The organism is Bacillus sp. ISL-45, assembly GCF_018613195.1.
In the GTDB taxonomy this organism is placed as follows: domain Bacteria; phylum Bacillota; class Bacilli; order Bacillales; family Cytobacillaceae; genus Mesobacillus.
Genome location: NZ_JAGGQQ010000005.1, coordinates 108,063 through 126,231, shown reverse-complemented (window position 1 = coordinate 126,231; position 18,169 = coordinate 108,063). Strand labels below are relative to the sequence as shown.

Sequence of the window (18,169 nt, the reverse complement as noted above, 5' to 3'; positions counted from 1 at the left end):
TTCCCAGGCGATGCTCAAGGGCGACCTTCCATGGTTCCGCTTAGAAGTCCTCGCAGCTAATGGACTCCCTCTCTTTAAGCTGGCTGCTCATGTACTCTTCCCTGTCAAAGCTTTGCTTTATTATGTGTTTTGTATATTAGATATACTACCCAAAAAAGTGGATTGACGTCAATCATCATTTCCTTTTTTTTATTATTTTATACTTTTTGCTCCTTGATGTGCGAACAATAAGCACTTTTTCGGCCTCTCACTCATAGAATAAAAAAAGGGATACCTGATTGTTTGGAGGGATGGCGATGAAGAGACGAAGGTATAATCCTTATACACTCCCAAAGTGGGCAAGGACGGCGCGGGCAGTATGCGCTCAGCTCATTATTCCTTTTTGCGTTTTCCAGGGAATCCGAACCCTGTTTTTTCCGACGACATTTGATGTCTTCCTGTTAACGATATTCATCCTTATTGCCCTTGCGATAAAATTCGAAATAATTTAAGGAGCCTGAGAGCATCTTTTAGCTCTGGGCTCCTTCTTGTTTTGCCTGCTCCTTTTGTTTTTCCATTTCGTCAATCTTGGTCACTACGTAACCCGTATTGCTCAAGAGCCAGTATTGTCGCTGCAGCTTTTGGACAAACTTCCTTTCATCCACTTCTGTCCTGCGCTGATGGTACATCTCCGCAACCCGGATAATGCCTGACGGAAAAGCAAGATAACTCATAAATAGCTGCATTTCGTCCTCTCGGAAAGGAAAGTATTTCAGATATACATAAATCCAGTCGATAATTTCATCTCCATACTTGGGCTGGGTTTTCAGAGACCTTGCCAGGAATGGGAGCATATCCTGGATTGGGGACCCTTGCCTCGCCTTCTCGAAATTGATGAAATACCCGTACCCTCTTTCATCAAACAGGAAGTGTTCAGGAGAGACCTTACCGTGAAGCGTGACTGTCCTCGTTTTCTTTTGCTCCTTCGTTTTTTCACTCCATGTCTCCAGCTTTTGCTTGGCGAACTGGATTGCCTGGCGAATCTGGATATAATACAGGCAGAATGTCAGTTCAAACGGGGACATATATACCCTGTTCTCACAGCTTTCAAGAAAACCATTAATGAATTCTTCTTCCTTTTCCCATTCTTTCAATGTCCTTTCATAATGCTCCTGCTTCACTTCTGCACTTATTTCAAGTTCCTTGACGGACAATGTATGCATCCTCGCCAATTCCCTGAACAGCTGCTGGTGTCTTTGAGACTGTTCCTCTCTTGTCTCATTCGGCATCCACGGCATTAAATAATACAGGGACTTATTATGCAACACTGCATATCTTCCGTCATTTGCCGGATAGACTGGGACAATCCTGTTATAGCCTTTTTGATAAAGGTGCTGGATATGTTTGATAAAATCTGTCCCCTCATACGGGTGGATTTTTTTCAAAGCGAAAGTCCCCGATTTTGTATAAACTTTTTTCACTTTGCCAAAATCCTCTGCAAAATAAGGATCGATAGGATATTGCTTTAATACTGCAGACTCTTCTTTTAAAAAATTGCGATCATCCATCGAATCTCGCCTACTTTCTGGACATATATTTAGAAAAGCCTAAGCGCCTTGGTCAGCCCCAACAAGCGAAGAAGCTGGACAATTCTCGAATTGAGCATTAGACCTATTTATTCTTGAATAAATAAATCTGGGCAGGTGTTAGACACCTGCCCATACTAAAAGCTATAGCAATCCCAGCCAGCAGCCAAGCCAGCCCTGACAACCAGCCTCCTTTTGGACAAGGCGTTGCTACAAATAAAAGCGCAAGCGCCTTGGTCAGCCCCGCCAAGCGCTGCCCGCCTAAAAACGCCATATCGTGTTGCTGGCGGGTCTGCACGTCCTGTGCATAGAGGGCCGACCGCTGAAGTCGTTCTTTGACTTCATGGGACGGCCGAAGCGACTCGAAGGGCTAGGCGCAAGAGCTGGACACTAATCGTAGTGCAAAATTTTTATACTTATAAAGTGAAAAATGTTAGCTATTGTGAACGGCTACGCCCGGGACATATAGTACCTGGCCTTCATGTACCTCATGGTCGATGCTCAGATGATTCACCCGCAGAAGCTGCTGGACTGGCACATCATATCGTTCGGAAATCGATTGAAGTGAATCGCCTTGCTGGACAATACACACTCTTATTTTTGCAACCTCAGTTCCTTCTTCCTTACGAGCTAAGAATTCAGCAATCGAAATGCCTTGTTTCATATTCGGCTTCTTCTTTTTCAATATTGGGGAGGATGAGCTTTCAGGAGACTCTTCCATTTCAGCAGGCTGATTTTCTGCTTCTGGCTGGTCCTCTGCCTCCAGTTCGACTTCCGCTTCCTCTTGCTCTATTTCGACCTCCGCAACCGGCTCCGGCTCACCTCTGAAGTCATTTAAAGCATACTCAGGAACTTGTTGTTGCTCTCTTTGCTCTTGCAATTCAGGTTCAGATGCTTCTTCTGCATCTAGCGATTTCTTTGCTTCTGCCCTGAATGGCGCATACAGTTCTTCTTCGTAGGAGTCCTGCTCTTCCTGTTCATTTAATGTTTCATTTTGCTGGACGAAGGAATAGGCAGGAGCTTCCGGGAACTCTTGTTCCTCTCTCTCTTCCTGGTTATCGGTCTCTGAATCTGCTTCAGCTTCCGCTGCAAAGTCATCCTCAACCTCTGCAGTAGCCTCCTCGCGGTAGCTGACTTCCAGTTCCTCCGCCTCTTCACGGTCAGCATCCTGATCGGCTTCATGCTGCTGTTCGCCGTACAGGCCAGTGATGGCAAGGTCAGCATTCAGCTTCAGGCGGTCTTTTTCTGGAAAAACATAATCGAAACCTTCCACCTGAATGTCAATGTCATAGATGCTTTCGATCCGGTTTTTAGGAATTGTGATATCTACCGGGAAACGATGAAGGAATTCATAGACCCCTTCTTCCCTTTCCATGACAGAATGCACGTACTTAAGAGCTGCGATTTGACTATCATCCTCTTGCTGCTGTTCATGGCATGTATATTCCCCAGTCAACTCCAGCGATCCGCGAATGGATACGTATTGTTCATTTTCCTGGATGGTTATATTCGGATCGAGTGAAATCGAGACTAGCTCCGCGACTTCCTGTCCTCTTTGAAACCACACAGACTCTTCTAATGAAAATCGCAGGCACGATTGATTCCCCTGAGACAAAGCGACTCCTCCTTTCATTCCTTAAACGTAAAATCACTATGTCATTAACACTTTATGAGTCTGTATTTACTTTTATGATAATTTAGAACATAAAAAGGAGTTGGAAAGGGATTGTTTGAAGCGGATTCCTACTTAAGGAAAATGCTTGAGCAAAATTAAAGCCAGGGAGATATTCACGTGGAAAATGACGGGGTTTTGTCCGAACCTGGAGCTACTTCGGACAAAGCTTAGTGAAACCAACCGCCTTTTGTCCGAACCTGGGGCTACTTCAGACAAAGTTACAAGAATACGACCATCTTTTGTCCGAACCTGGGACTACTTCGGACAAAGTTAAGTGAAACCAACCGCCTTTTGTCCGAACATGGGACTACTTCGGACAAAGTTACAAGAATACGACCATCTTTTGTCCGAACCTGGGGCTACTTCAGACAAAGTTACAAGAATACGACCATCTTTTGTCCGAACCTGGGACTACTTCGGACAAAATCAAAAGAATACGACCGTGTTTTGTCCGAACATGGGGCTACTTCGGACAAAGTTAAGTGAAACCAACCGCCTTTTGTCCGAACCTGGACTACTAAAATCCAGTTGAGATCTCTCAATTTTGTCTGATCAAAATACAGCATAGACCAATAAAAAACACTCCCCAAAAATGGAGAGTGTCATCCTAATTATTTTTCCTGAAGCTTCGCAAATGCCTTCTCAGCTGCTTCGATTGTTTTCTGCAGGTCTTCGTCAGTGTGTGCTGTTGAAAGGAATAATCCTTCGAACTGTGATGGCGGCAGGAAGACTCCTTCATTCGCCATTTCACGATAGTATGCTGCAAAGAATTCCAGATTCGATTGTCTGGCCAATTCATAGTTGATGACATTTTCATTTGTGAAGAAGATGCCGATCATTGATCCTGCACGGTTGATTGTGTGCGGGATCCCGTATTTCTCAGCCGAAGCTTTCAAACCGTTTTCAAGAATAACGGCTTTGCGTTCAAATTCTTTGTACGATTCCGGTGTCAGCTGCTTCAATGTCTCGAGGCCAGCTGTCATCGCCAGCGGGTTGCCTGATAGCGTTCCCGCCTGGTAAATAGGACCGCTTGGAGCGATTTGCTCCATGATCTCCCTCTTACCGCCGTATGCGCCTACCGGAAGTCCGCCGCCGATTACTTTTCCGAGGCATGTCAGGTCTGGCGTTACATTGTAAAAGCCCTGCGCACAGTTATAGCCTACACGGAAGCCTGTCATGACCTCATCAAAAATCAATACCGTGCCATACTGGGTCGTGATTTCGCGCAAACCTTCCAGGAAGCCTTCAACTGGAGGAACAACACCCATGTTCCCGGCCACTGGTTCAACGATTACACCAGCAATATCATCACCAAACTGCTCGAATGCGTAACGGACGCTTTCAAGGTCATTGTAAGGTACTGTAATCGTGTTTTTGGCAACTCCCTCTGGAACACCCGGGCTGTCTGGCAAGCCTAGTGTAGCGACGCCTGAGCCTGCTTTAATCAGCAATGAGTCGCCATGTCCATGGTAGCAGCCTTCAAACTTCAGGATTTTATTCCGGCCTGTATACCCACGCGCCAGGCGCAATGCACTCATCGTTGCCTCAGTTCCCGAAGATACCATCCTCACCATTTCGATTGATGGCACACGGTCAATGACTAATTGTGCAAGCTCATTCTCGACAACTGTCGGTGCGCCGAAGCTTGTCCCAAGCTCCGCCACTTTCTTGATTCCCTCTACGACCTTCTCGTTCGTGTGTCCAAGAATCAGTGGTCCCCATGACAATACATAGTCTATATACTCGTTGCCATCGATGTCATAGATTTTAGAACCTTTTCCTTTTTCCATGAAGATAGGATCCATATCGACAGACTTGAATGCGCGGACGGGACTGTTAACTCCTCCCGGCAAAAGTTCTGTCGCTTCCTTGAAAGCTTCTATCGATTTATCATATGAGCGCATATTATCCCTCATTTCTATTAATTGACTCCAGAGATTCAGTTCCAGCCATTATGACTGCCAGAGACATCGTCAAAGCATTTATCTTTATTGTTCCTTCAGCCAGCGTGCTGCATCCTTCGCGTGATAGGTGATGATCAGGTCTGACCCTGCGCGTTTCATACCTGTCAGCATTTCCATGACGATGCTCTTTTCGTCGACCCAGCCGTTCTGAGCTGCTGCTTTGACCATTGAATATTCACCGCTGACATTATAAATGACAACTGGCAGGTTGAAGTTGTTTTTCACGTCACGGACGATATCAAGGTAAGGCATGCCTGGCTTGACGATCAGGAAGTCAGCTCCTTCCATGACATCTGATTCAGCTTCACGCATCGCTTCGATCCGGTTTGCCGGATCCATCTGGTAGGATTTACGGTCACCGAACTGTGGCGTGCTTTCTGCCGCTTCACGGAATGGACCGTAAAATGCAGAAGAATATTTAACAGCGTAAGACATGATCGGCACATCCTGGAATCCTGCTTCATCCAAAGCAAAACGAATCGCTGTAACAAAACCGTCCATCATATTCGATGGTGCGATGATGTCCGCTCCAGCTTTAGCCTGACTGACAGCTGTCTTTCCGAGCAGTTCAAGGGATGGATCATTGAGAACCTTGCCATCCTCGATGACGCCGCAATGGCCATGGCTAGTGTATTCACACAGACATGTATCGGCGATGACAACCATATCAGGAAAATCCTTTTTAATGACTCGAATCGCTTCCTGCAAAATTCCGTGATCATGATACGCCTGACAGCCTACTTCATCTTTTTCATTCGGAACACCGAAAAGCAGCACGGATTTAATGCCCAAAGAATCCACTTCATTGATTTCTTCTTTTAGGTTATCAAGGGATAGTTGATAGACTCCGGGCATTGAAGAAACTTCTTTTTTCACATTTTCTCCTTCAACGACAAAAAGCGGGTAGATCAGGTCTTCAGTGCGAAGATAGTTTTCACGTACTAGAGCGCGCATATTCGCTGATTGGCGAAGACGGCGGTGTCGGCTGAATTCAAGGTGTTTCATGGATTACCCTCCAATATTTATAAACTTGGCAACGCTTTTCAGCATCTCTTCAACGGTGTATTTTTCCGGCATGGCATGCACTTTCAATCCCCGCTGCTCTGCCTTCCTTTTGGATACAGGGCCGATGCAGGCAACGATGCGGTGCTCCAGCTTGTCTCTTAATTGATTTTCCTCAACGATTTTCATAAAGTGGTCAATCGTAGAAGGGCTTGTAAATGTAAGTATATCAAGACTTTCTTCAGATAGCATCTTAACGAGCTTGCTTCTGCTTTCATCAGGCATGAATGTTTCATAGATGATGATTTCATCAACAATTGCGCCCTTTTCTTTCAATGCAGCAGAGATATAATCCCTGGCCAGGTTCCCTTTTGGAATCAGGACTCTCTCACCCTGATTGACATGTGGTAAAAACTCATCGATAAATCCTTCGGCAACATATTCTTCTGGAACAAAGTCGACCGTTTCACCCATGTCCAAGAGGACTTTTTTCGTTTTTTCGCCGATCACGGCTATTTTTGGCGGAAGAGCCTGTCCCTTTTTCAAAAAGGTATAAAAGGTTTCCACCGTAACATTACTCGTAAAAATAATCCAATCGTAGGTATGTAAATTAGCAAGTGTTTTAAGTAGTTTTTCAGATGCTGCAACCGGCTGAAAGGCAATAAGAGGGATCTCCACCGGAATCCCTCCATTTCTAGCAACCAATTCGGAGAAAGACTTCGCGTGAGCCTTTCCCCTTGGAATCATGACCGTTTTATTTTGCAGCGAATGCGCTGGAATCATTCACTATCAAGCTCCTGTTTTACCTGGTCGATCAGGTCTTTCGCTCCCTGGCTGATCAGCTTGTCAGCTGCAAGCTCGCCTAGCTCCTCAGGGTTTGTTCCTGTTACCTGTTCCTTGAAAATGGTCTTTCCATCTGGAGAACCAACAAGTGCTGTCAGGACGATTTCTTCCTTGTCATTAAGATATGCATATCCTGCAATCGGTACCTGGCATCCGCCCTCCATCTTGTGAAGGAATGCTCTTTCGGCCCTGACAGTCGCACTTGTTTCAGCAGAAGTGAATTTTTGGAGCAATTGAAGAAGCTCTTCATCATCGCCGCGGCACTCGATTGAAAGCGCGCCCTGGCCGACAGCTGGTACACAAATATCCTCATTGATGAACTCAGTTACTGTATCACTGGCCCATCCCATGCGCTTCAAACCGGCAGCAGCAAGGATAATGCCATCATAGTCTTCTGTTTCAAGCTTAGCGATCCTTGTATCGATATTTCCGCGAATCCACTTCATTTCAAGATCAGGCCGCTGAGCCAGCAGCTGGGCACTCCTGCGCAGGCTGCTTGTTCCGATGACAGAACCTGGTTTCAGATCGTTAAAAGCAACATGGCCGTTTGAAATCAGGACATCACGGTGGTCTTCCCTCTCTGGAATTGATCCGATGACAAGTCCATCAGGAAGTACGGCAGGCATATCCTTCATGCTGTGGACAGCCATATCTATTTCTTTATCAAGCATAGCCTGTTCGATTTCTTTTACGAAAAGGCCTTTTCCGCCAACCTTTGATAAAGTTACATCAAGAATTTTGTCTCCTTTTGTGACAATTTCTTTCACTTCGAACTCAAAAGGCGCACCTAGTTTTTTCAGCTGCTCTATTACCCAGTTTGTTTGTGTCAATGCTAGCTTACTCCGTCTGGAGCCAACGATAATTTTTCTCATGACAGCCTCCTATTATTGGTACCAAAAATGGAAAGATGATAATTTTCCGAAAAGGAAAAAGTTGATTAATACAATCAGGAACGATGCGACATTCCAAAGGGCAAGCGATTTCCCATACATTTCTTTGCCAACCCTTAAATACAGGTAGATGCTATAGACAGCGAGTACGATGAACGAGCCTATCAGCTTGGCATCATACCAGGCAAGGTCAGGTACCTTGATCCATGCCCATTGGAGCCCGAGAATCAGGCTCAGGATCAGCATCGGCACTCCGATGACATTCAATATGTATGACCAATAATCCAATTTCGTTAAATCTGTTATCCTCCATAACAGCTTCCCCCACTTTTTTCGCTTTAAAAGGTCATATTGAATGAGATATAGCAGCGAAAAGACCACTGAGATCGAAAATGCCCCATATGACAAGATCGCCATCGTGATATGGATGAGCAAAAGTTCCGATACAAGCTGTTCGGACATAACATTTGAATCATATTGGACTGGTGCGAATGTATGGATCGCCATGATGATGAATCCAAGGATATTTGTAAAAAAGACAATGAAATCTACTTTTAAAAGCTTATTGATTGCCAGCGACAGCGTGACCAGCACCCATGCATAAAAGTAAAGCCCCTCAAAAAGGGTCAGAACTGGGAACCGGCCTTGGTCAATCATGTAATACAACAGGAAAATCGTCTGGAAACCCCAAACAAATGCAAGTAACCAGAAGGCAATTTGGTTTGCCCTCCGGTTACTGTTAAGAAAATCGATAAAGTATAAGAGCACGCTGGCCGCATAAATCACAATGGTTATTTCATGGAGACGTGTAATATAAAGATCACCCATGGGCACCACCTCTACGGCTGAAAAGAAGCCTGAGGCGAAGGAACTTTTACCTGCTTGGTTTCAGCTGTTTTCATTCCTTCTTGTTCAGCGACGAGCTGTTCAATATTGAAAATCTTCACGAATAAATCGAGTGCTTCCTCAGCAGCCGGACCAGCCGCAAGCTCTTTCGCCTGCAGGATTGGGTCCTTAAGGAGCTGATTAATGATGCTTTTTGTATGCTTGTTAAGGACTTTAATATCACGATCAGATAGATGAGGCAGTTTGCGTTCGATGCTGTCCATTGTTTCTTGCTGGATTGAAAGGGCTTTGACCCTCAACGCAGAAATGACCGGCACGACACCAAGTGTATTGAGCCACTGTTTGAATTGGACGATCTCACTTTCAATCATGATCAGAATTTTCTCTGCTGCCTTCTGACGTTCCTGCAGATTCGCTTCCACGATGCCCTCTAGATCATCGATATCATAAAGGAAGACATTTTCAAGCGTCGCGATTTCCGGATCAAGATCACGCGGCACCGCAATATCCACCATGAATAATGGTTTTCCTTTTCGCTTTTGCTCGACCTTTGCCATCATATCCTTCGTGACAACAAAGTTCTTCGCACCTGTTGAACTGATTAGGATATCCGCATCCACAAGCGCAGTTTGAAGTTCATCCAGTGTTTTCGCCTTGCCTGAGAAACGGTTCGCCAAATCCTCAGCTTTCTGGTAAGTACGGTTGATGACTGTCACCTTCTTGGCACCATTTGCATGAAGGTTCTGGATCGCAAGCTCACCCATTTTCCCAGCACCAAGAATCAGGACATGCTTCTGGTCAAGAGTGCCGAAAATCTTCTTGGCAAGCTCAACAGCCGCGTAGCTTACAGAAACAGCATTCGCACCGATATCTGTTTCAGAATGGCCGCGCTTGGCAATAGTGACTGCCTGTTTGAACAGCTGGTTGAAGACTGTTCCAGTCGTGTTCCTTTCAAGTCCTAGCATGAAACTTGAACGCACCTGCCCAAGGATCTGGGTTTCACCCAGTACCATGGAATTCAAACCGCATGAAACCTTGAATAAATGCTCAATAGCCCCGTCTTGTTCATAGATGAACAGGAAGGGCGTAAATTCTGTCTGAGGAATCCCGAACCATTCAGATAAAAACTCCTTGATATAATATCTGCCTGTATGAAGCTGATCCACGACAGCATATATTTCTGTACGGTTGCAAGTTGATACGATGACATTTTCCAGGATGCTCTTCTTTTCCTGAAGTGCACCCATTGCTTCACCAAGGTTTGCTTCGTTGAATGTCAATCTTTCACGGATTTCGACAGGGGCAGTTTTATAGTTAAGACCGACAACGATAATATGCATTATGAATTGACACCCCCACATAGAAATTGCATAATTGGCTAAGGCAATTATACATGACGTTTTTTCCCTTTTAACGTTGTAAATGTGAACAACTATTGAAAAAATATATATAATAGCTTTGATTAAATTGAACGATCTCTTCAGTCTGTTTGTTATACTTTTATACTATATCAAAAGCAAATAAACATACTCCCTAATGTACCTTATCAAAGTTTGTCCTTTAATTCAAGTGAGCCTTTCTGGAAGTGGTGAAAGAATGAAAAATCAGAGAATTATACCAGGAATGATATTAATCGGTTTTGGAATCTATTTTTATCTTCAGCAGGAAAATGTTTCATTGTTCAATGAATTTTATACTTGGCCGACACTTTTGATCATCGTCGGAGCCGCCTTTTTAGTTCAGGGTTATTGGGGCAGGGATTTTGAAGCGATCTTTCCGGGCGTGATACTCGTTGGCTTCGGTGTTCACTTTCATGTGGTCAACCAATTCACACTCTGGCCAGATCACCTTGGAGCTTTCATTTTAATTATCGCCCTTGGCTTTTTGCTGCGATATCAGAAAACAGGCAACGGCTTGTTCCACGGTGTCCTCTTTCTCATTCTAGCAGGACTGCTGCTGTTTTATGACAGAGTCAGCGGATGGCTTGGTTTATTGGAAAATGGCGTTTCGACAGCATGGAGATTTTGGCCGGCAGCTTTGGTACTCATTGGTGTTTACCTGTTGTTTATTAAAAGGAAGTAAGAAAAGCACCGAAGCTAGACCTAATCTAGTTAAAAGATTATTTTCAATATGATAAAAAGACCCGCACCGTGATCGATCTCGGTGCGGGTTTCTTATTGGTCGTGGACTATTTCATGAAACTCCCTAATACTGACCAGGCTTTGTCTTTCCCTTCCCCTGTTTCTGAAGAGAAAAGAATGATTGTATCATCCGGGTCTAAATCAAGAGTTTCTTTTGTAATCTTCAAGTGCTTTTGCCACTTTGATTTTGGGATTTTATCGGCTTTTGTCGCGATGATAATGACTGGGATATCATAGTGCTTGAGGAAATCATACATCATCACGTCATCCTTTGAAGGCGGATGCCTAAGGTCCACGATCAGCAGCATTGCTCTTAACTGTTCTCGGGAAGTAATGTATGTCTCAATCATTTTTCCCCATGCTTCACGTTCGGACTTGGATACTTTAGCGTACCCGTATCCTGGTACATCAACAAAATGAATCATTTCATTGATTAAATAAAAATTCAGCGTTTGAGTTTTCCCTGGCTTTGACGAAGTCCTCGCCAGCGCTTTTCTATTAAGCATTTTATTGATAAAAGAAGACTTGCCAACATTTGACCGGCCTGCAAGGGCGAACTCCGGAAGATTTCCTTCCGGATATTGATTCGGCCTTACAGCACTGATCACGATTTCTGCACTATTTACTTTCATTGAGAATCACCGCTGGCAAGAGCGTGCTTCAATACTTCATCTACATGGGAAACTAACACAAATTCAAGCTCCTTACGTACACTTTCAGGAATATCGTCAATATCTTTTTCATTATCTTTTGGACAAATAACCTTGGTAAGGCCTGCCCTGTGGGCACTCAACGACTTTTCCTTGAGCCCGCCAATTGGCAATACACGACCTCTGAGCGTTATTTCTCCAGTCATTCCTACTTCCCTGCGAATCGGCTTTCCTGATAAAGCTGAAACGAGAGCAGTAGCAATCGTAATCCCGGCTGAAGGTCCATCTTTCGGGACAGCGCCTTCTGGAACGTGGATGTGAATATCATTTTTTTCATGGAAATCCGGATCAATGTCCAGATCCTTCGCTTTAGAACGCACATAGCTGAATGCAGCCTGCGCAGATTCCTTCATGACATCCCCGAGCTTACCAGTGAGGACTAGTTTGCCTTTTCCTGGTGACAGGGAGACTTCAATCTGAAGTGTGTCGCCGCCGACTGTTGTATATGCAAGGCCCGTGGCTACTCCCACCTGGTCTTCGAGCTCTGCCTGCCCATACCTGAACTTGGTCTTGCCAAGGAATTCTTCAACATTTTTCGCATTTACGATTACGCGCTTTTTATCACCTGAAACAACGATTTTCGCTGTTTTCCTGCACACTGCTGCAAGCTGTCTTTCAAGTGAACGGACACCAGATTCGCGTGTGTAATATCGAATTACCTTCGTCAATGCTTCATCCTTCATTTGAAGCTGGGACTTGGATAAACCATGGTCCTTGATTTGTCTAGGGAGAAGATGGTCTTTGGCGATATGAAGTTTTTCCTGCTCTGTGTAACCTGCGATATTGATAATCTCCATCCTGTCCAGCAATGGTCCGGGGACAGTAGAAAGATTATTGGCAGTAGCGATGAACATTACTTTTGAAAGGTCATATGCCTCTTCAATGTAATGATCGCTGAAATTATGGTTTTGTTCCGGATCCAGTACCTCGAGCATTGCAGAAGAAGGATCACCACGGAAATCATTGGACATTTTATCGATTTCATCAAGAAGGAACACAGGATTAATCGTTCCTGCCTTTTTCATTCCCTGAATGACTCGTCCTGGCATAGCGCCGACATAAGTCCTTCTGTGGCCGCGAATTTCTGACTCATCCCGGACACCGCCTAAAGACACCCTTACAAAGTTGCGGTTCAGGGATTTAGCGATCGACCTGGCCAAGCTCGTTTTACCGACTCCCGGAGGTCCAGCCAAACAAAGAATTGGTCCTTTTAATGAGTTTGTAAGCTTCTGGACAGCTAGATACTCAAGTACCCTTTCCTTTACCTTTTCCAGTCCGTAATGGTCCTTATCAAGGATTTTTTCTGCCTTGCTTATATCCAGGTCATCCTCTGTCGACTTTGACCACGGCAAAGCAACAAGCCATTCAATATAATTCCGGATTACTGCGCTTTCAGCAGAAGTCGTCGGGACTTTCTCGTAACGGTCGAGTTCCTTCAAAGCAGTTTCCTTCACATTTTCAGGCATCCCGGCAAGCTCGATTTTTTCGGTAAGCTCAGCAATTTCACCTGTCTTTCCTTCCTTTTCACCAAGTTCCTTCTGGATGGCCTTCATCTGCTCACGCAAATAATATTCCTTTTGGGTACGTTCCATCGAACGCTTTACACGCTGGCCAATCTTTTTCTCGAGACCCAGCACTTCTTTTTCATTATGGATGATTTCGATGACACGATTCATCCGTTCCTTGATGTCAATCGTCTCGAGGATTTCCTGCTTCTCTTTGAGCTTAAGAGGCAGATGGGAGGCAATGATGTCCGCCATCCTTCCAGGCTCCTCAATATCAGAAACAGATGCATACGTTTCCGCAGAAATCTTCTTGGACATCTTTATGTATTGTTCGAAATACTCAAGCATTGTCCTCATCAATGCTTCATCTTCGACATCTTTTGATTCATCATCCTCGAAGGTTCTTACTTTGCAGGAAAAATGGTCATTCTCATCAAAAAGTTCAGTGATTTCAGCTCTGGACAACCCTTCAACCAACACGCGGATCGTTCCGTTCGGGAGCTTCAGCATTTGTTTCACTCGAGTCAATGTACCCATTTGGTACATATCCTCCTCGCCTGGTTCATCTATGGATATATCCTTTTGGGTTGTAAGATAGATTAAATGGTCATCCACCATTGCCTTTTCCAATGCCTGTACCGATTTTTCTCGTCCTACGTCCAAATGCAGAACCATCGTCGGGTACACAAGCAAACCGCGCAGCGGCAGGAGTGGGACAGTGTGCTCATTCTTATTCGCCATGACATTGCACCTCCAACATGCATTGTATCAAACCATAAGTATAATAATACTTTGTTGTTCAATTCTATCGTATTTATTTTCAAGTGTCTAATAACAAGAGCATTTAGCATCGTTTTGACTCATTGATTAGTATCCTGATATTTATGCGAAAATATGTCCACATCTGAAGTTACTTTCAAAAGAAAACGGCATCTTATTTTTTGCAAGTTCCAACTTCAATATGGCAACCTCTATTACACCCTCTTTCCTTTTTCAGGGAAAAATAAACCCGCTTTTCTTCGTAAGTTGCTAGGTGATGTATTGTTGGACGTTATTTGAGTTTTTTTGCCTAAATGATTGATAGCTTCCAGAGCAATCCACGAAGGCTCATTGAGGCAGGTAAACACTGCTTCGTAAAAAAACCTAAAAAAAGAACGCCTGCAAGCGTTCTTTTTAACGATAGGCTCTTTTCTCTCATACTTTGTTGCTATTGACTACAAAATAGGATTCAATGACCTCTGTTTCTTCACAAAAATTAAGGCTTATTATGAGAAAAGAGCTTGCACTCTAAATACCGAACTACAAAATGGCTTTTTATCACGTTAAAATCGGCTTTAGGATTTTAACAAAAACCTTTACAAAAACAGCCTAACGATATTAGCTCGTCTCTTTTTGAGTCAATTCATCGGCTGCCTTGATAATCTGCTCTCTCGGATGATCTTTCACAAGAGCAATTTCAAAAACTTCATCCAGGTGGGTAACTGGAATGATTTCGATTCCTGTGATTTCATTCAGGATGGTCTGCACATTTTCCTTTGGAATGATGACCGTCTTGGCACCTGCTTTTTTCGCTGCTTTCACTTTTGGATAAACACCGCCAATTGGCTTCACATTACCGTGAATGCTGATTTCTCCTGTCATCGCGACAGTATTGTCCATCGGGATTTTATAGATGGCTGAATAAATTCCCGTCGCCATCGCAATCCCGGCAGATGGGCCGTCGATTGGTGTACCGCCAGGGAAGTTGACATGGATGTCGAATTCATCAGCTGGAACACCCATCGACCGGAGAACTGTGATGACATTTTCAATTGACCCCCGCGCCATACTCTTTCTGCGTATAGATTTCCCCTGTCCGCCGATGCTCTCTTCATCGACGATGCCCGTGATATTGATTGAGCCTTTTTCCTTTGCTTTAATGACCGTCACTTCGATTTCAAGAAGCGCGCCTGTATTTGGGCCATACACAGCCAGCCCATTGACAAGACCGACTGCCGACTTTTCATTAATCCTTCTTTCCATCCTTGGTGTCAGCTGACTTGAATGCACCACCCATTCGATTTCCTCTTCTTTAATGTAGGTACGTTCATCTGTTATGGCCAATCCTGCGGCAATCTGTACCATATTAACGGCTTCGCGCCCATTTCGTGCATAGTTTGACAGGATTTCAATCGCTTTATCACTCATAGTCAGTTGTACTTTTTCAGCAGCATTCCTGGCTACTTCAGAAATTTCCTCTTGGGTTAACTCACGGAAAAATACTTCCATGCATCTCGACCTGATTGCCGGAGGGATTTCGCTTGGAGTTCTTGTCGTCGCTCCTACAAGGCGGAAGTCTGCCGGGAGCCCATTTTTGAAGATGTCGTGGATATGGCTCGGGATTTGCGTGTTTTCTTCATTATAATACGCACTCTCTAAGAACACTTTCCTGTCTTCCAGTACTTTCAACAGCTTGTTCATTTGGATCGAATGCAACTCTCCAATTTCATCAATGAATAATACTCCGCCGTGAGCATTGGTAACAGCCCCCTGTTTCGGCTGAGGAATTCCTGCCTGTCCCATCGCTCCGGCCCCTTGATAAATCGGATCATGAACAGAACCAATCAGTGGGTCAGCGATTCCTCTCTCATCAAACCTGGCTGTCGTAGCATCCAGCTCAACGAATACTGATGATTTTTTGAAGGGGGATTTTTGGTTTTGCTTTGCTTCCTCCAACACGAGCCTGGCCGCAGCGGTTTTCCCGACTCCCGGCGGACCATAGATGATGACATGCTGCGGATTAGGTCCACATAAGGCAGCTTTTAGTGCCTTGATTCCATCTTCCTGTCCGACAATGTCCTTGAAGCTTGATGGTCTGACTTTTTCAGCTAGCGGTTCACTCAGGGAGACCGATCTCATCTTCCTTAACTGTTCCATTTCCTTTCGGGATTCCCTATCAATTGACACTTTTTGAGTCCGCTGATTCTTAAGTAAATTCCAGAAATACAGCCCGATGATGATTCCGAAAAACAGCTGTATGAACAAGGCGATTCCGGTCCAACTCAATTATATTCCCTCCCGTAAAGTTGATACTATTGGCTTTAACCTAGTATCTCCCTGACAGTGTTGGAATAAACAATATTTTCAAGTGAATTTTCCCGCCAGCTGAGACCTTAATCTGATTGGAAATTATTGAATTTCTGCCAAGATAATCGAAGGTTTTTCTGGTTTTGACAGCTTTTCTTCTTTTTCCGCTGACCCTGTCCGAAGTTGGTACTAGTTCTGACACCTTTTTCTCTTTCTCCACCAAACCTGTCTGAAGTTACTCTTACTTCTGACAGCTTTTCTCTTTTATCACCAAACTTGTCTGAAGTTGCCCCTACTTCTGACAACTTTGCCCCTTTCACCACCAAACCTGTCAGAACTTTGGTTTGCCATATCAATCTCAATTTCAGAGACGGCCCACAAAGAAAAAATCCCGGTGAATATTCACCGGGATTTATGTGTATTAAGCTGAATTTCTTTCGTCTTTAAGGACTGTACCGTCCTCTAACACGAGCTTTGGCGGCATGTTGTTTTCGACTGTTTCCTTTGTGATGATACATTTAACAATATCTTCACGGGAAGGAAGGTCGAACATTACATCCAGCATGATGCCTTCGATGATTGAACGAAGTCCGCGGGCACCTGTCTTGCGCTCAATTGCTTTTTTGGCAATTTCAATCAGTGCGTCGTCTTCAAATTCAAGCTCGACATCATCCAGCTCAAGCATTTTTTGATACTGTTTTACAAGAGCGTTCTTCGGTTTTGTCAGGATTTCGACTAGCGCTTCTTCATCAAGCGGAGTCAGGCTGGCAATTACCGGAAGACGACCGATGAATTCAGGGATCAACCCGAATTTCAGCAAGTCTTCAGGAAGCACTTTTGAAAGCAGTTCCTTCTTGTCTAGATCTTCCTCTTTCTTTTCAGAGCCAAAGCCAATTACTTTCTGGCCAAGGCGTCGCTTGATGATTTGTTCGATACCGTCAAATGCTCCGCCGCAAATGAACAGGATATTCGTCGTATCGATCTGGATGAACTCCTGATGAGGGTGCTTTCGTCCACCTTGTGGCGGTACGCTTGCAACTGTTCCTTCAAGAATTTTCAGAAGCGCCTGCTGTACACCTTCACCGGAAACATCTCTAGTAATAGATGGGTTTTCGGATTTTCTGGCGATTTTATCGATTTCATCGATATAAATGATTCCTTTTTCAGCCTTTTCCACATCGTAATCAGCTGATTGGATCAATTTTAGCAGGATGTTTTCAACGTCTTCACCCACATAACCTGCTTCAGTCAGCGATGTTGCATCCGCGATTGCGAATGGTACATTGAGAATACGGGCCAAAGTTTGTGCCAGCAACGTTTTACCGCTGCCTGTAGGTCCGATCATCGCAATATTACTCTTCGAAAGTTCAACATCATCAATCTTGCTGTTTGAGTTGATACGCTTATAGTGATTGTAAACGGCTACAGATAAATTCTTCTTCGCCTGGTCCTGCCCAATTACATACTCATTAAGAATATCGCGGATTTCCTGTGGTTTTGGAACATCCTTAAACTCAACTTCTTCTTCAGTGCCAAGTTCTTCTTCAACGATTTCTGTGCATAATTCAATACACTCGTCACAGATATAGACGCCTGGCCCTGCTACCAATTTGCGGACTTGATCCTGCGTCTTGCCGCAGAAAGAACATTTGAGCTGTCCTTTTTCATCATTAAATTTGAACAATGCCTTCACCCCTTGAGAACTTCTAAACATATATAAAGCTGCGATTCATAAGCAAACGATCAGGTAAGTAACAGTTTTTCTGCTGCTGTTGAGCAGGTATGTATTGCATTGTATCACATTTTGCCAGGGTACAGGAAATAATAACCCTCGGCTATTCAGTTTCGCGCTTATGAATCGAAAAAAATATGTACTAACACATCTTAACCATAAATCAAGCCATTAAATCGACTTAAAGCAAATTGCTTAAAAAAATTATGTATGTATATTGGTGCTAATTG

15 protein-coding genes and 1 other annotated feature (1 of these 16 running past the window's edge) are annotated in these 18,169 nt (G+C 44.2%); of the genes, 2 read left to right on the top strand and 13 right to left on the bottom strand.

All coding sequences use genetic code 11. From position 1 onward, the window contains the following. Nucleotides 1-117 (bottom strand) — a binding site (T-box leader); it reaches 126 nt to the left of the window's first position. 179 nt (nucleotides 118-296) lie between these two features. After that, nucleotides 297-491 (top strand): hypothetical protein, encoded by a 195-nt coding sequence (locus J7E35_RS06065; protein ID WP_214777953.1) that lies wholly within the window; start codon nucleotides 297-299, stop codon nucleotides 489-491. 18 nt (nucleotides 492-509) lie between these two features. Here J7E35_RS06065 and ysxE read toward each other — a convergent pair whose 3' ends face one another. The 8 genes from ysxE to hemA form a co-directional block, all read right to left on the bottom strand. Then, complete coding sequence (gene ysxE / locus J7E35_RS06060; protein WP_214777951.1) at nucleotides 510-1,547, bottom strand: spore coat protein YsxE; 1,038 nt, start codon at nucleotides 1,545-1,547, stop codon at nucleotides 510-512. A gap of 451 nt (nucleotides 1,548-1,998) precedes the next feature. Beyond that, nucleotides 1,999-3,180 carry a stage VI sporulation protein D gene (gene spoVID, locus J7E35_RS06055; RefSeq protein WP_214777949.1) on the bottom strand — a complete coding sequence of 394 codons (1,182 nt, stop codon included), beginning with the start codon at nucleotides 3,178-3,180 and terminating at the stop codon, nucleotides 1,999-2,001. Nucleotides 3,181-3,851: 671 nt separating this feature from the next. Next, nucleotides 3,852-5,144: a glutamate-1-semialdehyde 2,1-aminomutase gene (gene hemL, locus J7E35_RS06050; protein ID WP_214778688.1), complete on the bottom strand. Its 1,293-nt coding sequence runs from the start codon at nucleotides 5,142-5,144 to the stop codon at nucleotides 3,852-3,854. A gap of 84 nt (nucleotides 5,145-5,228) precedes the next feature. Then, nucleotides 5,229-6,209 carry a porphobilinogen synthase gene (hemB, locus tag J7E35_RS06045; RefSeq protein WP_214777947.1) on the bottom strand — a complete coding sequence of 327 codons (981 nt, stop codon included), beginning with the start codon at nucleotides 6,207-6,209 and terminating at the stop codon, nucleotides 5,229-5,231. Between the two features lie 3 nt (nucleotides 6,210-6,212). Beyond that, nucleotides 6,213-6,989, bottom strand: a complete 777-nt coding sequence (locus J7E35_RS06040; protein WP_214777945.1) for a uroporphyrinogen-III synthase — start codon at nucleotides 6,987-6,989, stop codon at nucleotides 6,213-6,215. Continuing rightward, entirely contained in the window at nucleotides 6,986-7,921 is a 936-nt protein-coding gene (gene hemC / locus J7E35_RS06035; protein WP_214777943.1) for a hydroxymethylbilane synthase, read from the bottom strand. Before hemC ends, J7E35_RS06040 begins: the two co-directional genes overlap by 4 nt. A gap of 12 nt (nucleotides 7,922-7,933) precedes the next feature. Further along, nucleotides 7,934-8,767 (bottom strand): cytochrome C assembly family protein, encoded by an 834-nt coding sequence (locus tag J7E35_RS06030; protein ID WP_214738713.1) that lies wholly within the window; start codon nucleotides 8,765-8,767, stop codon nucleotides 7,934-7,936. Between the two features lie 11 nt (nucleotides 8,768-8,778). Beyond that, nucleotides 8,779-10,125 (bottom strand): glutamyl-tRNA reductase, encoded by a 1,347-nt coding sequence (gene hemA, locus J7E35_RS06025; protein ID WP_214777941.1) that lies wholly within the window; start codon nucleotides 10,123-10,125, stop codon nucleotides 8,779-8,781. Between the two features lie 256 nt (nucleotides 10,126-10,381). On the opposite strand from hemA, the gene J7E35_RS06020 reads away from it, so the two are divergent. Beyond that, nucleotides 10,382-10,867 (top strand): LiaI-LiaF-like domain-containing protein, encoded by a 486-nt coding sequence (locus tag J7E35_RS06020; RefSeq protein WP_214777939.1) that lies wholly within the window; start codon nucleotides 10,382-10,384, stop codon nucleotides 10,865-10,867. Between the two features lie 106 nt (nucleotides 10,868-10,973). On the opposite strand, the gene yihA is transcribed toward J7E35_RS06020, so the two are convergent. From yihA to clpX, 5 genes are all read right to left on the bottom strand, one after another. Then, the gene (gene yihA / locus J7E35_RS06015; RefSeq protein ID WP_214777937.1) at nucleotides 10,974-11,558 is read right to left on the bottom strand and encodes a ribosome biogenesis GTP-binding protein YihA/YsxC; all 585 of its coding nucleotides are present in this window, start codon (nucleotides 11,556-11,558) and stop codon (nucleotides 10,974-10,976) included. After that, nucleotides 11,555-13,882, bottom strand: coding sequence for an endopeptidase La (gene lon / locus J7E35_RS06010; RefSeq protein ID WP_214777935.1), 2,328 nt, complete (start codon nucleotides 13,880-13,882; stop codon nucleotides 11,555-11,557). The genes yihA and lon overlap by 4 nt, the downstream gene beginning before the upstream one ends. A gap of 636 nt (nucleotides 13,883-14,518) precedes the next feature. Further along, a complete protein-coding gene (gene lonB / locus J7E35_RS06005) occupies nucleotides 14,519-16,186 on the bottom strand; it encodes an ATP-dependent protease LonB (protein WP_214777933.1) in 1,668 nt (555 codons plus the stop codon). 107 nt (nucleotides 16,187-16,293) lie between these two features. After that, on the bottom strand, nucleotides 16,294-16,569 hold the full coding sequence (locus J7E35_RS06000) for a hypothetical protein (protein ID WP_214777931.1): 276 nt from the start codon (nucleotides 16,567-16,569) through the stop codon (nucleotides 16,294-16,296). Nucleotides 16,570-16,628: 59 nt separating this feature from the next. Beyond that, entirely contained in the window at nucleotides 16,629-17,891 is a 1,263-nt protein-coding gene (clpX, locus tag J7E35_RS05995) for an ATP-dependent protease ATP-binding subunit ClpX (protein ID WP_214777929.1), read from the bottom strand. Nucleotides 17,892-18,169: the final 278 nt, after the last annotated feature.